This is a genomic window from Microbulbifer variabilis, assembly GCF_023716485.1.
GTDB classification, from domain to species: Bacteria; Pseudomonadota; Gammaproteobacteria; order Pseudomonadales; family Cellvibrionaceae; genus Microbulbifer; species Microbulbifer variabilis_B.
Genome location: NZ_CP092418.1, coordinates 2197052 through 2213109 on the forward strand (window position 1 = coordinate 2197052; position 16058 = coordinate 2213109).

Here is a 16058-nt window from a genome sequence, read left to right on the forward strand (position 1 = left end):
CTTTCTAGCCTAATTCCACTTAATTACTAGATGACGGCTTACGAATCTTCGTACTTGGTTGTTATCAATTTTGGTTTAGTTCCCACCATTAATTGCTGCGCAAAAAATCATCGGGAGATGAAGACCGGTAGAGCCATCTATTATTTGACGGCGTGCGACTCTTGTCGCATACTTGCCCTCGGTGTAGCGAAAATGCGATTAACGTCACGAGAAAAAAATAAATGAAAGAAGCCAAACCCTCCCCCTCAGAGCTTACTTTGCTAAAGGCGCTCTGGAAGCAGAGTCCACTAAGTGCAAGAGAGTTGCATGAAGAGGTGAAATCAGAACTCCGCTGGTCCTATTCATCCACCAGGAAAACGTTGGACAGAATGCGGGATAAGTCTTTTGTGATTCAGTCTGAAGTACACGGCATTCAAGTCTATAAGGCAGCCCTTGAAAAGGTCGAAACACTTGCACAATATGCCACAGACTTCGCCTCACGGGTTCTTGAACTGGATGGTCCGCTTCCTATAGCTATGTTTGCTAACAGTAAATTAATGAATGACCAGGATCTGGAAGAGCTACAGGAAATGTTGAATGCCTGGCCTGAAGCAGACTGAATCGGGGAGGCTGTGAGATTATATGCAGGAATTACTATCCTCGTTGTCATTCTTTACGCCCAATCTTTTTGTTACATCCATATTTTCCGTAATTTGGGCATGCTTCATTTATATCACTGTAAGAGCAATAACCTCTCTGGCCAGTTTTAAGTCTAGGCGTGTTACTAGCTGGCGTAGCTTTTGGGTGTGTGTTTTATGTGTGATTAGTCTGCCATTTTTTCTTGCGCAATTTTTGGGTTTCTTTTCAACGGGCTTGGTGCCTGAGTTTAGATATGATCTTACGCCTCCAGAGGCGGCTTTTAATTATACAGTAATTGAAAGTGCTCAGCTGGAGAATAAAACACTAACTTTGAATTATATCGACATTCTAACGGGCTCCTGGATGATTTTGTATCTTGGTGGGGTATTACTGAGCCTGATAATAATGTTTAGAAGGCATAGTCGATTGGTTAAAATGCTGGATATTGCTAATGAGGTGGACCTCAAGCGACAAGTTGTCAGTAATCTGCTAACCAGTAAACAGTCTGATTACCTGTCTAAAAAGAATGTAAAACTAATTGTTACAAAGGCCCAGTGCTCACCTTTCGTTTTTGGTTTGCTTAACTTGAGGCTCGTTTTGCCTGGTTATCTAATGTCGATGGATGCGAAGGAAAGACAATTAATTATGGAGCACGAATTAACCCATATAAGAAGGCGAGACCCTTTGCTTATCATGGTTGCCCATGTTTTGGTGAGTTTTTTATGGTTCATTCCATTTGTTAGGTGGGCTAAAGAGCAAATGTTATGGGCTATTGAGTTATCCTGCGACCGAGAAGTATTAAAATCCTCCGAAATAGGAAGTGGAAGAGTATATGCCCAGGCAATGCTACGAACATTACAGCAGTGCTCTGGGCAAACCAGCTGTAAGGGTGTTGCTGCCTTTTCAGTATTTGAAGAGGCTAATCAGTTAACTTTTTTTAAAAAGAGAGTGGTGTATATCAGGGAGGCTGCTTGTGAAAGTTCTGAGCTTAATAGATTGGTTTCAGGGATCTTTAGAGGAGCACTTGTATTTTTTACCATATTTCTAATATTTTTTGGAGTTTTTGTAAATTCTAGCTTTTCAATCGCTAGCTCTAAAAAAGAAACATGGATAGCCCCGGTTGAAGGTGCACGTATAAGCAGTCAATTTGGAGGTTTAGAGGAGTTCAGAAGGAAACCTCACCTTGGTACGGATTTCGCAGCTCCGCTGGGTTCGCCAATAGTTTCTGTTACTAGTGGAATTGTTGTTGTTTCAACTGATCACTACAAACATAGAAATTACGGAAAGATAATTATAGTTGATCATGGAGATAATACACAGACACTTTACTCGCATTTAGATTCTCGGGAGGTGAGGGTTGGTGAAAATGTGAAAGCCGGACAAAAGATTGGAACAGTTGGTGTTACCGGGAAAGTAACAGGTCCTCATCTTCATTTTGAGTTGATTGAGCAAGGTGAAAGAGTTGATCCGGAACATTTGCTTGCATTGTGGTTTGGTTGAGATATGAAAAAGTGTCTAGTTGGAAATGCTGATTCTGAAAGAATACCGTTTTCTTTTGGTAGTATTACTCTTAAATTGATTTATATTCTAATGATGGTACTGCTATACCCAAAGGTACTTCAGGCAAAGTCTTTTGATCAGAAAGAGAGTATCTTTAAGCTTAATGAAGATGTTCTGTCTATATTTTATTCGGCAAAAACGGATAGGTTCTATTTGAGGGTGGAAAATACTCAAATTGATGAGTCTGAAATGGGTGGTGTATCCCTTGTTACCAATAAATATGACCGAATAAAGTCCGTATCGCTTGCTAAAAATCAGGGTTTGTTATCCTTGCTTATTGAAAACTCCGTTGGTAATAAAGATGCATATAGAGTCATACAGCTTTTATCTGAGCACTTTGATGTCAATGCAATACCAGTGGGGAAGGTTTTTCAATTAACTTTTGATGAGCAATCACGGTTTCAAAGTATTGGGGTGAAATTGGCATTTGCTGAGAGTCTAGAGATTAAGAAATCTAGTCAAAAACTCATCGTTTTCAAGAAGAAAAACCCAACTACTTTGCAAAAACATTATGTTGAAGGTGAGATTGCAGGTAGCTTATATAAGTCTGGTCTACAGCTTGGTCTGAATAATGCGATACTGACTAAGCTGAATGAAATTTTAAGTTACGAGATAGATTTTCAGCGTGAGATTCGTTCAGGTGATCGCTTTTCCATCTTTTATAGTACTTTGCGGGATGATATAGAGGGTGATGAAGTTTTCAATGCAATACATGTTGCTAAGATTTCTCTAGAAAGTGATTCCGTTTCCCTTTATCGCTATCAAGATCATGAGTCAGGCGTTGTTGATTACTTGGACCCTAGTGGAAAAAGCTCAAGAAGCTTCCTTATGAAGACTCCATTAAAGAATGCACGTCTATCATCATATTACGGCAGACGTAAACATCCAGTATTGGGGTATACAAGAATGCATAATGGCCTTGACTTTGGTGCTCCATCAGGTACACCAATACTTGCCGCTGGAGATGGCACTATAGAAAGGGCCTCTTACTTTGGTAGCTTTGGAAATTATATTCGCATTGCCCACAAATCGGGTATTCAAACTATTTATGCGCACCTTAAAGGTTATGCCAAGGGTATCAAGACCGGTATGAAAGTGAAGCAAGGGCAGGTGATAGGTTATCTCGGGGCTACAGGTAGGGTTAAGGGGCGGCATTTACATTATGAAATTCATAAAAATGGTAAAGCAATAGATCCACTTAGATTGGACCTTCCTACTTCTGATCGTTTAACAGGAAAAAGTTTGGAACGTTTTTATGAATTTGTTGAGGCGGTAGATGACACCTTAAGGGTCTACAAGGCACTTAAAAGCTGAAAGATTATTTATTTATTTGTTTGTTTGAGCTAGGGGCCCAGTATAAATGATAGAGCATTTTTTCTATCTTACGTGGGTGGCAGAGCTTGAGCTTAGCTGTACTGCATGTTTGGTTTCGATAGTGATCGTTTATTAATAATGAGGGTAGGAAAGCAGAGACCTGAGATTTACCTTTGAGTGAGATAATTGTCTCGGTTGGATATAAAAATCTAAACTCCTTACTTGTTGCCAAGTAATTTTTTATTTTCGCTTCTATGCCGCGTGTCTCTCATATACCTGTGGTAATTGATGCTTTTATGATCTGATTGCTATTTGGGTAGGAAAAGGTTTTTAGAGTAGAAAGTAAACTCTGAGGAGTAGGGTGTGTATAAGTTAAAATATATTGTAGTCGTGTTATTCCTATGTTCCGTTCCTGCGCTGGCTGAAGAACTTGTTGTTCCCAAGCCTGGAGCTTTTGAGCTAGATAATTCTGAGGTTTTTACAATTCATTCAAAAATATTAGGGCGAAAATATGATTTATACATTAAAACGCCTGCTGGCTATTATGATGATTCTCAGAGTGATCAAACTTATCCCACTCTTTATCTAAATGATGGCCCTTATACTTTCAAAGTTGCTGCAGGTGTGACACATCTGAAAAGTATGAATAAGGCGATTGTAATCGGTATCTCTTTTGCGCAAGGGGAGCTGGGACAGTTTAGTCGAGTGCGGGATCTTACCCCGGTGGTTGATAAAAGTTGGAGGCGCTACAAGACCGGCGGTGCTCCAGAATATCTTAGGTTTATTGAGGGAGAGGTTATCCCGTTTGTAGAGAAAAATTATCGTACAAATCCTATAAAAAGAATCTTGGCTGGTCAGTCTTTAGGCGGGTCATTTGGAGCCTGGGTATTGTTGAATAAGCCGGATCTGTTTTCCAGTTATATTCTCACTAGCCCATCGCTTTGGTATAAAAATGAAATGATTTTTGATGTTGAGGAGGCGTATTCAAAAAGGAATAAATCATTAAGTGCAAATATTTACCTTGCAACTGGTGCTCTGGAGACTCAAGAAAACGGGAGGATGAATCATGACATGGTGGGCGGTCACAAGGCCTTTGTTGGGCGTTTGCGTTCACGAAATTATCAGGGTATGTCTCTCAATGATGAGGTGGTAAGCGGGGCTGATCACTATTCAACCTTTCCAATTGGCTTGGCAAAAGGTTTAAGGTGGCTTTATCAGGATCAGTGGAAGATGCACTAATGCATCACGACATTGAATTCAGGTAAGCTCTTTGATCATCTGCTCAAAGTAAATAGGTGAAACCTAAGTAGTGGAGGGCACCTTGGTGTGTATATGAAGCTAGTCTTTTTATAGCATTTCGGTATACCAAATCTTAGGTGTACCTATGACTTCAGCCTCTTTTCGGGAGTCATGTAACTCGTTACTGTTCACGAATGCTTCAGCTTTCACCTTGGAGGTGAATTCATGAATCACGGTCACATTATTGGGGCTGCCTATTTCTTGATACACTGATGTATTTGTACTGCCCATTCGCTTTAAAATTGGCATGAAGTCTATAAGGACTCTCTGCCATTTATCAAAATCTTTCACTGAGGCCTGCATAAAGAGGTAAACCATTAGATATTCCTCAAGCAGTGGTTATTAGGGGGCGTCTGGACTAACTATAGCATCGAACACTTCTCTTCGATGTGGTCAGTTAGAGGCCCGGCAAAAGAGAACAGAACTTGCCTAACTCTTCGCCGGGTTATAGGTGCAGGTGCCTTGATAAAGAATTTATCTTATAGCCAGATATTAGTTCATCACACCAAGCTTACAGCCCTTGTTTTTAATCTTAACCCATTTACTCATAAAGTTAACTGGTGATGTGTAGGCTTCATAGATTACCGCTTGTCCCCAGGGAGTTACTGCACCTTGCATAGGTTTTGAATAGGAGAAGGCCCCCATTACCCAGGCACTCTTGGTAACGCAGTCTCCACTTGTGGGAAAGCTGGAGGTAAGAGTTGGGTTGTGGTTATAAACAAGATTGGTGGCGTTCAAGAGCTGTTGGGCTCTATTTACAACAGTTGCTACTTCGGTATTTGTAGCAGGGTGTACATAGATAGTGATGTCATTTGCTGAGCTTGGGTAGAACATAACATCATTTACAGTCCCATGGGTTTCACCAGTGGCAGAGTTTTGTGCCCAGGTTTGCCAGCTGCTGTCGCAGACTTCGTCCCAGCTCTGTAATCCGTTGGCGTCCACAACAAATGGTGATACATGTCCACCGCCTATGGTCTTCTTAAAATTACTAAATGACGTTAGGGTTTTACCTGCTTGTATCATAACACCTATACAACGCATATTGGCTTGAGGTACTCCCAGAGCGGTGCTCAGATCGGCGAGCATGTCATTGCAACTGGTAGCAGTAGTGCGACTCCGGACTTGATTGGGCATAGCGTATTCTCCTTCAATATAGGGGGTTGTTTCTATTGGGTTCTTTTTAAGGTGGTTTTTTAAGGCAAAACGAATTGATGTTGATTTAAATCCGTAGTTATTTTCAAAAGGAATGTTTAAGTGGCCACTTCTTTAGTATTACTTACAGTTAAGGTAAATTAAAAGAGAGTGGATTAAATAAAATCTTCAGGGAAAAGCCTTTTTTAATTTTTGCCTACAGTATTATTTAGTAAGTCTGTAGGCAGTAAAGACCTTCGATTGTTATTGGTTTGCTTGCTTGTGTTTAATAGCACTAAATGGCTTTATCGGCTCTTTTGAAAAGAGTTATTGCTTTCAGAGACATTTCTTTTAGCAGTTCGATAAAACGTGTTGCTGTCATATTTCTTTCAGGGGAAATGTAATATTGCCCAGGGCCTTGCTCAGTAATTCTTAGGCCGTTTGGAGGGGTTGTTCCGGCAGGGAAGCGACAGACCCATCCGATGAGCGTTGATTGATTAATGCTCTCTTGGTCGAAGATTCTTATTCCTTTTCCGTTTGCAATAACGATGCTGATATTATTTAGAAAGGTAGTATCCAGATTAGATATCAGCATATTGACATCCTCCTCTCTGGAATAACCAAATTTTGGTAAGGAATTGGAGTCAATATAGATTTCTCTGAGGGACATCTCTTTCTCCCTTTTAAAACCAATTTGGCCATTGGTCAATAGCTGTTGATAGTTGCTAATTCAGAAGCTTTTTATCTTCTCTGCTTTTTTGAAAGCAGAAGTGTTTTTTTTAATTTTTTTGCTTCATGACTTGAATCATAACTGTGGCTTGGTGTTTGGCGCAACAAGTACGATTGTTTAACTGTTATATTTTATAAAATTCGATAATTGGCGAGTGTAAAGTTCACACTAGTTCACATTTTGTCGCCTTTTGTAACTCCGGGGGAGTTCAACTCGCAAGTTAATCAAAAATTCCAGTTTATGAGGGTAATGGCTTTGATAGAGGCGTTGTTGGAGAAGGTTCTCTTGGGGTTGAGATTGGAGTTCTGGGTGGCGAAAAGGCTTAGTTTGTTATAACTCATTGTGCTGACATTTTGCGATGCTCGTTTTAAAACGAGATTTTACTGGTTGCTTAAAAATACGTTCTAGATAGGCTTGAAAAGCTTTAGAGTTAAATAATTAGTATTGGTTTTTTAGATTGTATCTGTTTCATCCCTTAGCGTGCGTCGTGCAGCCTTTAAAACATTAGAGCGAATAACTAATATGGATAAGAAGAAAACGCCGGAGAAAAAAAATCATCTAGCAGGCATTGACCGAAGAACTTTTACCAAGCGCGCCCTTCAAATGGGCTTGGCAGCAGGTGCTGTTGCTTCTGGGTTTGGCTCTGCATTTTCGGGTAGTTCAAATCAGTTTTATGATGTTTATGATTACGTAATTGTTGGTTCTGGTGCGGGAGGGGGTCCATTAGCGGCAAACCTGGCAAAGGCGGGCTTTTCGGTATTGGTGCTTGAGGCGGGGGCCAATGACCCTAGTGATGACACACATAATATTCCCGCTTGGCACCCTTTTGCGTCAGAAGACCGCAAGCTGAGCTGGGATTTCTTTATTAAGCATTACGCGGATTTTAATCAACAACAGCTGGATGATAAGTATATTCCAGGTAAAGGTGTTTTATATCCGCGGGCTAGTACTATAGGGGGCTGTACGACACACCATGCGCTGATTACTGTCTATCCCCACAACAATGACTTTGACCGTATTGCTCAAGCGACAGGAGATAGTTCTTGGGGCAGCAGCAATATGCGGCGATATTTTGAGCGGCTTGAGCGATGCCAATATGTTTCCCGTCCAATTTTTTCGAATCCCTCTCGCCATGGTTTTGATGGATGGCTTCCTACTAACAGAGGTAATCCGGCTTTGCTGTTGGAAGACCCGGCAATATTAAAAATCGTCAAGGCAGCATTGGCGAAATACGGACTGGAGGGAGCCCTTGAACAGATTATTTCTGGAAACCTACGCTTAGATATCAATCACTGGGATGTGGCCTCGGGAGAGGAGGGGCCTTTTATTGCCCCGATGGCTGCAGATAGCAGGAGTCGTCGCAAGAGCGTACGGGAGCACCTTTTGGATACCCAGAGTCGCTATCCAAACCTGTTACATATTCGCACCAATGCGCTGGCAACAAGGGTGATGTTTGAAGGTAAAACGGCTATTGGGGTGGAGTTTATGGAGGGGGCGAACCTCTATAAGGCTGACCCATATCACGATGATGCCGGCTCCATTGGTACTATGCGGCAGGTGAGGGCGAGTAGGGAGGTGATTCTTTCGGGAGGGGCATTCAATAGTCCTCAGCTGCTGAAATTATCCGGAGTGGGTCCTAGCCAAGAGCTTTTTCAGCACGGAATTGATCAGATAGTTGACTTGCCGGGTGTAGGTGAAAACTTGCAGGATCGCTACGAAGTCGGCATTGTTAGTGAGATGACCGAGGATTTGGCCCTTCTCAAGGATTGTACCTGGGGCGAGCAGGGTGATCCCTGTCTGAATCGATATCGCTACGGTTGGCTGAATAAAGGCCCCTACAGTGGCAATGGTCCAGTACTGTCTTTGGTGAAGCGCTCCCACCCCGACCTACCAGATCCTGATTTGTTTATTTTTGGAGCGCCCTCTGATTTCCACGGTTATTACCCCGGTTATTCTCAGGCGCTAAGGGACTACAAAGATCGCTTCTCCTGGATCGTACTTAAAGGTCATACTAATAATACGGCTGGGCGGGTAACTTTGCGCTCTGCCAATCCGCAGGACACCCCAGAGATTAATTTTCACTATTTTGATGAGGGTAGTGGTGATTATGAAAAAGACTTACAGGCGGTAGTCGAGGGTGTAAAAATATCCCGGGATATTATGTCGGCCCCTATCGTTGGCCAGCAGGTAGCCAGGGAGTTATTGCCCGGTGGAGATGTGCAGACCGATGAGCAAATCGGTCAGTTTGTTAAAAATCAGGCATGGGGTCACCACGCTTCCTGTTCCAATAAAATGGGGCCAGCCAGTGATCCAATGGCAGTAGTGGATAGTAAATTTCGGGTACATGGCACCAATAATTTACGAGTGGTGGATGCTTCGGTATTTCCACGTATTCCGGGCTTCTTTATCGTGGTGCCGGTGTATATGATTAGTGAAAAAGCTAGCGATGATATTATTGCGGCGGCAACGGGCCAGATTGCCTGATAGGGCCTGCTAAACCCAGGTTGAAAAAGAAAAAGCCCCGCAGAGCGGGGCTTTTTAATTAGAACGAGATGTTCTTTGGTGTGCGCGGGAAGGGGATAACATCGCGGATGTTACCCATGCCAGTTACGTAAGACACGATGCGATCGAAGCCCAGACCAAAGCCTGCGTGAGGCACTGTGCCGTAGCGGCGCAGGTCGCGATACCAGTCGAGGTGATCTTTGGGGATGTTCATTTCATCCATGCGTTCGTCGAGCTTCTCAAGGCGTTCTTCACGCTGGGCACCGCCGATAATTTCACCGATACCCGGTGCCAGTACATCCATGGCGGCTACAGTTTTACCGTCATCGTTCATACGCATATAGAAGGCTTTGATATCCTTCGGATAGTTCAGAACAATCACTGGCTTCTTGAAGTGTTTCTCAGCCAGGTAGCGTTCGTGCTCAGAGGCCAAGTCTATGCCCCAAGAGACGGGGAATTCGAACTTCTCTTTACAGTTTTCCAGGATTTCGATGGCATCGGAGTAGTTGATGCGAGCGAAATCATTCTCGATGATGTTCTCCAGGCGGCTGATGGCCTCTTTATCGATGCGCTGGGCGAAGAAGGCCATATCGTCGGCACGTTCTTCCAGTACGGCTTTGAAGATGTACTTCAGCATTTGCTCAGATAGATCAGCGATATCGGCCAGATCGGCAAAAGCCACTTCCGGCTCTACCATCCAGAACTCGGCTAGGTGGCGAGTGGTGTTGGAGTTCTCCGCACGGAAGGTGGGGCCAAAGGTGTAAACCTTGGATAGGGCCAGACAGTAGCTCTCAACATTCAGCTGGCCAGATACGGTAAGGAAGCTCTCCTCGCCAAAAAAGTCCTTACTGTAATCGATAGCGCCCTGCTCGTTGCGTGGCAGGTTTTCCATATCCAGAGTGCTAACCCGGAACATTTCTCCGGCGCCCTCACAGTCAGAGGCGGTGAGAATGGGCGTGTGTACGTAGTTAAAGCCGTTCTCGTGGTAGAAGCGATGAATCGCCTGAGCGATACAGTTGCGAACTCGAGCCACCGCGCCGCTGACATTAGTACGGACGCGTAGATGCGCGTGTTCGCGTAGGTGCTCCATGGTGTGGCGTTTGGGGGACATTGGGTAGGTGTCCGGGTCTTCTACCCAGCCGACCACTTGAACTTCAGAAGCTAACAACTCGATCGATTGGCCCTTGCCTTCTGAAGGCTTGACGGTTCCAACAATATCCACTGCACAGCCGGTGGTCAGGCGCTGCACTTCAGACTGGTAATTGTGCAGATGATTCTCGGCAATGACCTGAATAGGGTCAAAGCAACTGCCGTCGTGTACTGCCAGGAAAGAAAGACCGGCTTTGGAGTCGCGACGGGTTCTGATCCAGCCCTGTACGCGAACTTCTTCGCCCTCACGGCCGGTGGATTTTAATAGGCTATCTACGGATTCGACTTTTACTGTCATTTTCTATCGGTTTCTCGCTAGTCCTGAAGGTGGTGTTCTGCCGGCTTGCCTAAAAGCTGACCACGCCACCAAGGTGAAGTTACGGCGGGCATATTGACCTGTTGCTGAGGGGAAATCCAGTCCCTTGGCAATTTGAAAGCTTGCCGGGATAGGGGCCTATTTGGGTGGCGCCATTGAAAAGCATCAGGATTGCGTGGGTAAAGAAAGCGCTTGGCGGCTTGCGGAAAGAGGGAGTGGGGCTTGGATTCGATACCTGCCCCAAAATCGCACGGGCCTAGCCGCGCGGCTTCTTCACCGTGTGCAGTACTGTGTCTCGCTCAAAGAAGACATAGAAGTCGTTGTATTCCCAGCGGGTGATAGCGGGCTCGCCGACGGGGCCCATAATACTGAGGGGCTCACCAAGGCGCGTGCTGATATCGTTTTTCTTCATGCCGCGAGCTTCACCAAAGGACAGCTCTGCGCCCTGGGAGCCTACAGGAATCTCCAGGGTTTTTGCCTGGGCGCCAAATGCCAAAAGAAGTGCCACGGTACCAGCGATCTGGGCCACTCCGTTGCGATTTCTGCTGAACATTTATTGTTCTCCGATTTAGGTGTTCGAATACGCCGGGCCATTAAAACAGAAAAAATGCCAAAACACTTGGACTTCTTCACGTTTTTATACCGAAGAAGGCGCCTTGCAGGGGAAAAAGGTCCGGGGAAGGAGGGTATGTGTGTGCTAGGCTGACCATTGGGCTTAGTCCTGTGGGCGGGCATGGATGCGACTCTCAAAAACCTTCTCAGTTCTGGGGCTATTGCTTGGCGCTATTCTCTTTGCTCTCTCTCTTACGCCCTCTCTGATTCCACGCACTGCCCTCATGCAAGGTGTTCTCGCCGGAACCTCCTTCACTTTTGGCTATGTGATCGGCTTGTTTATGCACTGGCTGTGGAATTACTTTGAGCTTCCCGACATTCCTCTCAGTCCTGGGGTGCGCAGAGTGCTTAAACGCTTAGCGCTGGTTGCCTGCATATGCCTGATCATTATTTTTCTTTGGCAGGGGGCGCACTGGCAGAACTCGGTGCGGGCCTTGATGGGTATGCAGCCGGTTACCGGGATCGGGCCCTTTACCGTGGGGTCCGTGGCCCTGCTGGTCTTTCTCACATTCTGGGTGATGGGTAAAGGGTTTCGCCGAGTCATTCATGCTGTTACCAAGTATCTATCCGTGCATATTCCTGAAAGGGTGGCTTTGCTCATTGGGTTGCTGGTGGCAGTGGCACTTTACTGGGGCATTCTAAATGGGGTGCTCCTGAAGGTAGGGGTGCATATTGTCTCGGTCATTTGGGAAAAACATGATCAGGCAATTGCAGAAGGGCTGAAGGCACCTGAGGACCCCAACAAGGTTGGCGGTGCGGACTCTCTATTAACTTGGAAAAGTGTCGGGCATCAGGGGCGTCGCTTTTTAACCCTTGGCCCCTCTGTGGAGGATATCCGTGAGGTTGCCGGGTTAGGCAAAGAGCCGATAAGGGTCTTTGTGGGTTTGCGGGCTGCAGAAACTCCATTGCAAAGAGCCTTCCTGGCACTTGCTGAACTAAAGCGCCTCAATGCATTCGATAGAGAGATATTGCTAATTGCGACACCCACTGGCGAAGGCTGGTTAGATCCTGGGGCTATAAACTCCCTGGAATTTCTTTATCGAGGGGATGTGGCTACCGTTGCTACCCAATACTCCTTTTTGCCAAGCCCGATTGCATTATTAACAGATAATCAATATGGGCTGGATTCCGCCAGGGCTTTGTTTAAGGTGATCTACGAATACTGGGAGGAACTGCCAGTTGAAACTCGCCCAAGACTGTACCTCTTTGGCTTGAGTCTCGGTGCTCAGTTATCGGAAGCCTCCTTTGATTTTTATGACATTATTGATGATCCTATCGATGGCGTGCTCTGGGCAGGGCCGCCATTTGGCACAGGCATCTGGCGCATCATCACGGATAGTCGCGACCCCGGAACCCCAGCCTGGTTACCGCAGTTTAAGGGGGGAGAGGTTGTTCGTTTTGGTAATCAATATGGCGGTTATTTAGGGCAGGAACCCTGGGGAAGCTTTCGAATCGCCTTTTTGCAGCACGCCAGTGATCCAATAGTCTTTTTTGATCTGCGTTGGATGTTTCAAATGCCGGATTGGTTGGAGCGCCCACGAGGGCCGGATGTCTCTCCAGACCTCTACTGGTTTCCTATAGTGACCATGCTGCAACTACTGGCAGACCTAAACTTGGGGATTGCGCCACTGGGGTTCGGGCACCGCTATGCACCTGAAGGGTATGTCCTCGCTTGGATGGCGTTAACCGAGCCGCCCGACTGGAGTGACGAGGAGTTAAAGCGCCTACGGGAAAAGCTCAGAACTTATCCAGTGCGTTGAGTGCGGTCTGCCGTAAGAAGGTACTCTTTCAAGATCAAAAACATTTCTGGCTGTTTATTGGGTTACATGGGGCTGTTCAGTGAGAAGTTGGCGCAAGCCATTTTGATCTGGGCTCAAGCTTATCGGCGGCATGAATGCAAAAATTAACCGCTTTCTCAATTTCAGGTTTACTGTTGGGCGCGATATTCTTCGCTCTGAGCCTCACTCCTTCTCTGATTCCTCGCAATGCCTATGTGCAGGGTATTCTTTCCGGTTTTTCATTCACCGTTGGATATTCACTGTCTGTGCTGGTCCGCTATGTTTGGAAGTATTTGGGGGTTCCCGATATCCCGCTAGACCATCGGCAGCGACAAATACTGAGGGGGCTGATAATTATTTTGGGTGTCAGCCTTATTTTAGTTTTTCTTAGGCAGGGGACGGAGTGGCAGAATTCAGTGCGCTCATTGATGGGCATGCCGGCAATTTCTGGCGTCGCCCCAATTACGATTGGTGTTGTTGCGCTCTGCGTATTCCTGCTCTTTAGATGGGCAGGCAAAGGCTTTCTCAGGGTGGTTTTGCGCGTATCTGCCCGTTTAGAAAAGACTATCCCGCCAAGGGTGGCAGCCCTTACTGGGCTGCTTGTCGCGTTGCTACTTTATTGGAGTGTGTTGAATGGAGTGTTGTTGCAGTCGGGCCTCTATGCAGTCTCACTTATCTATGAAAAGCTGGATCTGATTGTTGTTGCGAACTTGCCGCCTCCGCAAGATCCCAGCAAGTCAGGTGGAGCGAACTCGCTACTTGCCTGGGATAGGTTGGGACATGAGGGGCGCCGATTTTTGTCTCTTGGGCCATCTGCGGAGGATATTCGGGAGGTTGCAGGGGAGGGCATGGACCCCATTAGAGTTTATGTGGGAGTACACTCAGCAGACACGCCACAGCAGCGTGCACTTTTGGCACTTGAAGAGTTGAAGCGCGTAAAGGCGTTTGAGCGAGAAATTTTGCTGATTGCAACCCCGGTTGGGGATGGCTGGATCGATCCAGGGGCAGTGAATTCTCTTGAATTTCTGTACCGAGGAGATGTAGCTACAGTGGCCGTACAGTACTCGTATTTACCGGGCCCCATCGTATTGTTTACAGATGCTCAGTCGATCAGAACATCCGCTCGCATACTGTTCAAGGTGATTTACGATTACTGGGAGGAGTTACCGGTAAACACTCGCCCCAGACTTTATCTATACGGGCTGAGTTTAGGAGCCAAGCTCTCTGAAGACTCCTTTCAGTTCTACGATGTGATTGATAGCCCCATTAATGGTGCTCTTTGGGCTGGCCCTCCGTTTAGTATGCGGTCCTGGAGAATGATTACCGATAATCGTGATCCCGGCACCCCCGCTTGGCTCCCCCAGTTTAAAGGGGGAGAGGTGGTGCGCTTTGGAAATCAGTACGGTGGTTATTTGGGGCAGAAGCCCTGGGGTAGATTCCGTATCGCCTTCCTGCAGCATGCGAGTGATCCGATTGTCTTTTTTGACTTTCGCTGGGCGTTTCGCAGACCTGACTGGCTGGAGCGCCCCAGAGGGCCCGATGTGTCTCCGGACCTTCGCTGGTTCCCTGTTGTCACTATGTTGCAGCTGTTAGCGGACTTTAATGTAGGGGTCACACCACGGGATTTCGGACACCGCTATTCGGCAGCAGGATACACGCTCGCCTGGATTGCCCTGACCGAGCCTCCGGATTGGAGCGAGGCAGAGCTGCAGCGCCTGCGGGCTAAGCTAAAAATTTTTCCCAAGCGCTGAAGTTGTCTAAATCCTTGGATTTCTTGACTATTTTCCGTTTAAATCGGCTCTATGTTAAAACCTGTCCCCCTTTTTATTGGCCTGAGATATGTGGCTGCCCGCCGCAGGCAGCAGTTCATTTCCTTTATTAATGGCTTCTCCCTGATTGGCATGGCGTTGGGCGTTCTTGCCTTGATCGTCGTGACTTCTGTGATGAACGGCTTCGATCGTGAGTTGAAAACGCGAATATTGAGCGTGGTTCCCCACGGTTTTATCGAGCGCGAAGGCGGCTTGCAAGAGTGGCAGGGCGTGGCTCAGAAGCTTGAACAGCAGCCCCATGTGGAGGCGGTGAGTCCCTTTGTAAAAGGGTTTGCCCTGTTGAGCGCCTACGGCGATAGCCACGGGGTCGAGTTCCAAGGTGTAGATCCCAAGGCCCTACGCGATGTCTCTGAAGTGGGCGAACACATGGTGATGGGCAGCCTGGATGAGTTACAGCCCCGCAGTTACCAAATAGTGCTCGGCCGTATTCTCGCCCAGCAGCTCAATGTGCTGCCCGGCGAGTCTGTCACTCTGACCCTGCCCGAGGTGGCAGTAACTCCCGCTGGTATCTTCCCACGCACCAAACGCTTTACCGTCGCCGGAGTTTTCTCGGTAGGCGCTCAGGTGGACCAAAATGTGGCATTGATGAATGTAGAGGATGCAGCCCGATTAATGCGCATGTCCGGCAGGGTGCAGGGATTACAGCTGCGTTTTGACGATATGGATAATGCTCTGGGTAGGGTTGAGCCCTACGCCGCGGCCCTCGGAGAGGGTTTTAGTGGTGAGGATTGGAGCCATTCCCAGGGAAGCCTGTTTCAGGCGGTGAAGATGGAGAAGACGGTGGTCACTTTAATGTTGATGATCATCGTAGCCGTAGCGGCTTTTAATATTGTCTCGGCCCTGGTGCTGATGGTGGCGGACAAGCGCTCCGATATCGCCGTGCTCAGAACCCTTGGGCTCACTTCACGCCAAATAATGGCAGTGTTCGTTGTCCAGGGCAGTGCGATCGGGCTGATAGGCGCATTTACCGGCGCCTTGCTGGGAATCCTAATCGCGCTCAATCTCACAGAGATGGTGAGCTGGATGGAAAACCTTTTGGGCGCCAAGATTTTTGATCCGCGGGTATTTTTCGTGAGCTATTTGCCATCGGAGTTTCGTGTTGGCGATGCAGTGGTAGTCTTATCCGCCGCTATCTGTATGAGTTTATTAGCGACACTGCTGCCCGCATGGCGGGCGGCCCAAATCGAGCCAGCGGAAGCTTTGCGTTACGAATAATTGTT

13 protein-coding genes are annotated in these 16058 nt (G+C 46.7%); 8 read left to right on the forward strand and 5 right to left on the reverse strand.

What is annotated here, in order from left to right:
- Positions 1-221 precede the first annotated feature (221 nt).
- From MJO52_RS09820 to MJO52_RS09835, 4 genes are all read left to right on the forward strand, one after another.
- A complete protein-coding gene (locus tag MJO52_RS09820) occupies positions 222-599 on the forward strand; it encodes a BlaI/MecI/CopY family transcriptional regulator (protein ID WP_252085760.1) in 378 nt (125 codons plus the stop codon).
- Between the two features lie 22 nt (positions 600-621).
- Positions 622-2118: a M23/M56 family metallopeptidase gene (locus MJO52_RS09825; protein ID WP_286037012.1), complete on the forward strand. Its 1497-nt coding sequence runs from the start codon at positions 622-624 to the stop codon at positions 2116-2118.
- Positions 2119-2121: 3 nt separating this feature from the next.
- Complete coding sequence (locus MJO52_RS09830; protein ID WP_252085762.1) at positions 2122-3492, forward strand: M23 family metallopeptidase; 1371 nt, start codon at positions 2122-2124, stop codon at positions 3490-3492.
- A 363-nt stretch (positions 3493-3855) separates the two neighbouring features.
- Positions 3856-4731 (forward strand): alpha/beta hydrolase, encoded by an 876-nt coding sequence (locus MJO52_RS09835; RefSeq protein WP_252085763.1) that lies wholly within the window; start codon positions 3856-3858, stop codon positions 4729-4731.
- 108 nt (positions 4732-4839) lie between these two features.
- On the opposite strand, the gene MJO52_RS09840 is transcribed toward MJO52_RS09835, so the two are convergent.
- The 3 genes from MJO52_RS09840 to MJO52_RS09850 form a co-directional block, all read right to left on the reverse strand.
- Entirely contained in the window at positions 4840-5109 is a 270-nt protein-coding gene (locus MJO52_RS09840; RefSeq protein WP_252085764.1) for a hypothetical protein, read from the reverse strand.
- A 174-nt stretch (positions 5110-5283) separates the two neighbouring features.
- Positions 5284-5925, reverse strand: coding sequence for a hypothetical protein (locus tag MJO52_RS09845; protein WP_252085765.1), 642 nt, complete (start codon positions 5923-5925; stop codon positions 5284-5286).
- 292 nt (positions 5926-6217) lie between these two features.
- On the reverse strand, positions 6218-6592 hold the full coding sequence (locus MJO52_RS09850) for a hypothetical protein (RefSeq protein ID WP_252085766.1): 375 nt from the start codon (positions 6590-6592) through the stop codon (positions 6218-6220).
- Positions 6593-7174: 582 nt separating this feature from the next.
- Between MJO52_RS09850 and MJO52_RS09855 the strand changes: the two genes are divergently transcribed.
- Positions 7175-9136 carry a GMC family oxidoreductase gene (locus MJO52_RS09855; protein WP_252085767.1) on the forward strand — a complete coding sequence of 654 codons (1962 nt, stop codon included), beginning with the start codon at positions 7175-7177 and terminating at the stop codon, positions 9134-9136.
- Between the two features lie 58 nt (positions 9137-9194).
- On the opposite strand, the gene asnS is transcribed toward MJO52_RS09855, so the two are convergent.
- Positions 9195-10601, reverse strand: coding sequence for an asparagine--tRNA ligase (gene asnS, locus MJO52_RS09860; protein WP_252085768.1), 1407 nt, complete (start codon positions 10599-10601; stop codon positions 9195-9197).
- A 274-nt stretch (positions 10602-10875) separates the two neighbouring features.
- Positions 10876-11172 (reverse strand): hypothetical protein, encoded by a 297-nt coding sequence (locus tag MJO52_RS09865; protein WP_252085769.1) that lies wholly within the window; start codon positions 11170-11172, stop codon positions 10876-10878.
- 184 nt (positions 11173-11356) lie between these two features.
- Between MJO52_RS09865 and MJO52_RS09870 the strand changes: the two genes are divergently transcribed.
- The 3 genes from MJO52_RS09870 (at position 11357) to MJO52_RS09880 (ending at position 16053) form a co-directional block, all read left to right on the forward strand.
- The gene (locus tag MJO52_RS09870) at positions 11357-12991 is read left to right on the forward strand and encodes an alpha/beta hydrolase (RefSeq protein WP_252085770.1); all 1635 of its coding nucleotides are present in this window, start codon (positions 11357-11359) and stop codon (positions 12989-12991) included.
- 134 nt (positions 12992-13125) lie between these two features.
- Positions 13126-14760, forward strand: a complete 1635-nt coding sequence (locus MJO52_RS09875; protein ID WP_252085771.1) for an alpha/beta hydrolase — start codon at positions 13126-13128, stop codon at positions 14758-14760.
- A 51-nt stretch (positions 14761-14811) separates the two neighbouring features.
- Positions 14812-16053 (forward strand): lipoprotein-releasing ABC transporter permease subunit, encoded by a 1242-nt coding sequence (locus MJO52_RS09880; protein ID WP_252085772.1) that lies wholly within the window; start codon positions 14812-14814, stop codon positions 16051-16053.
- Positions 16054-16058 lie beyond the last annotated feature (5 nt).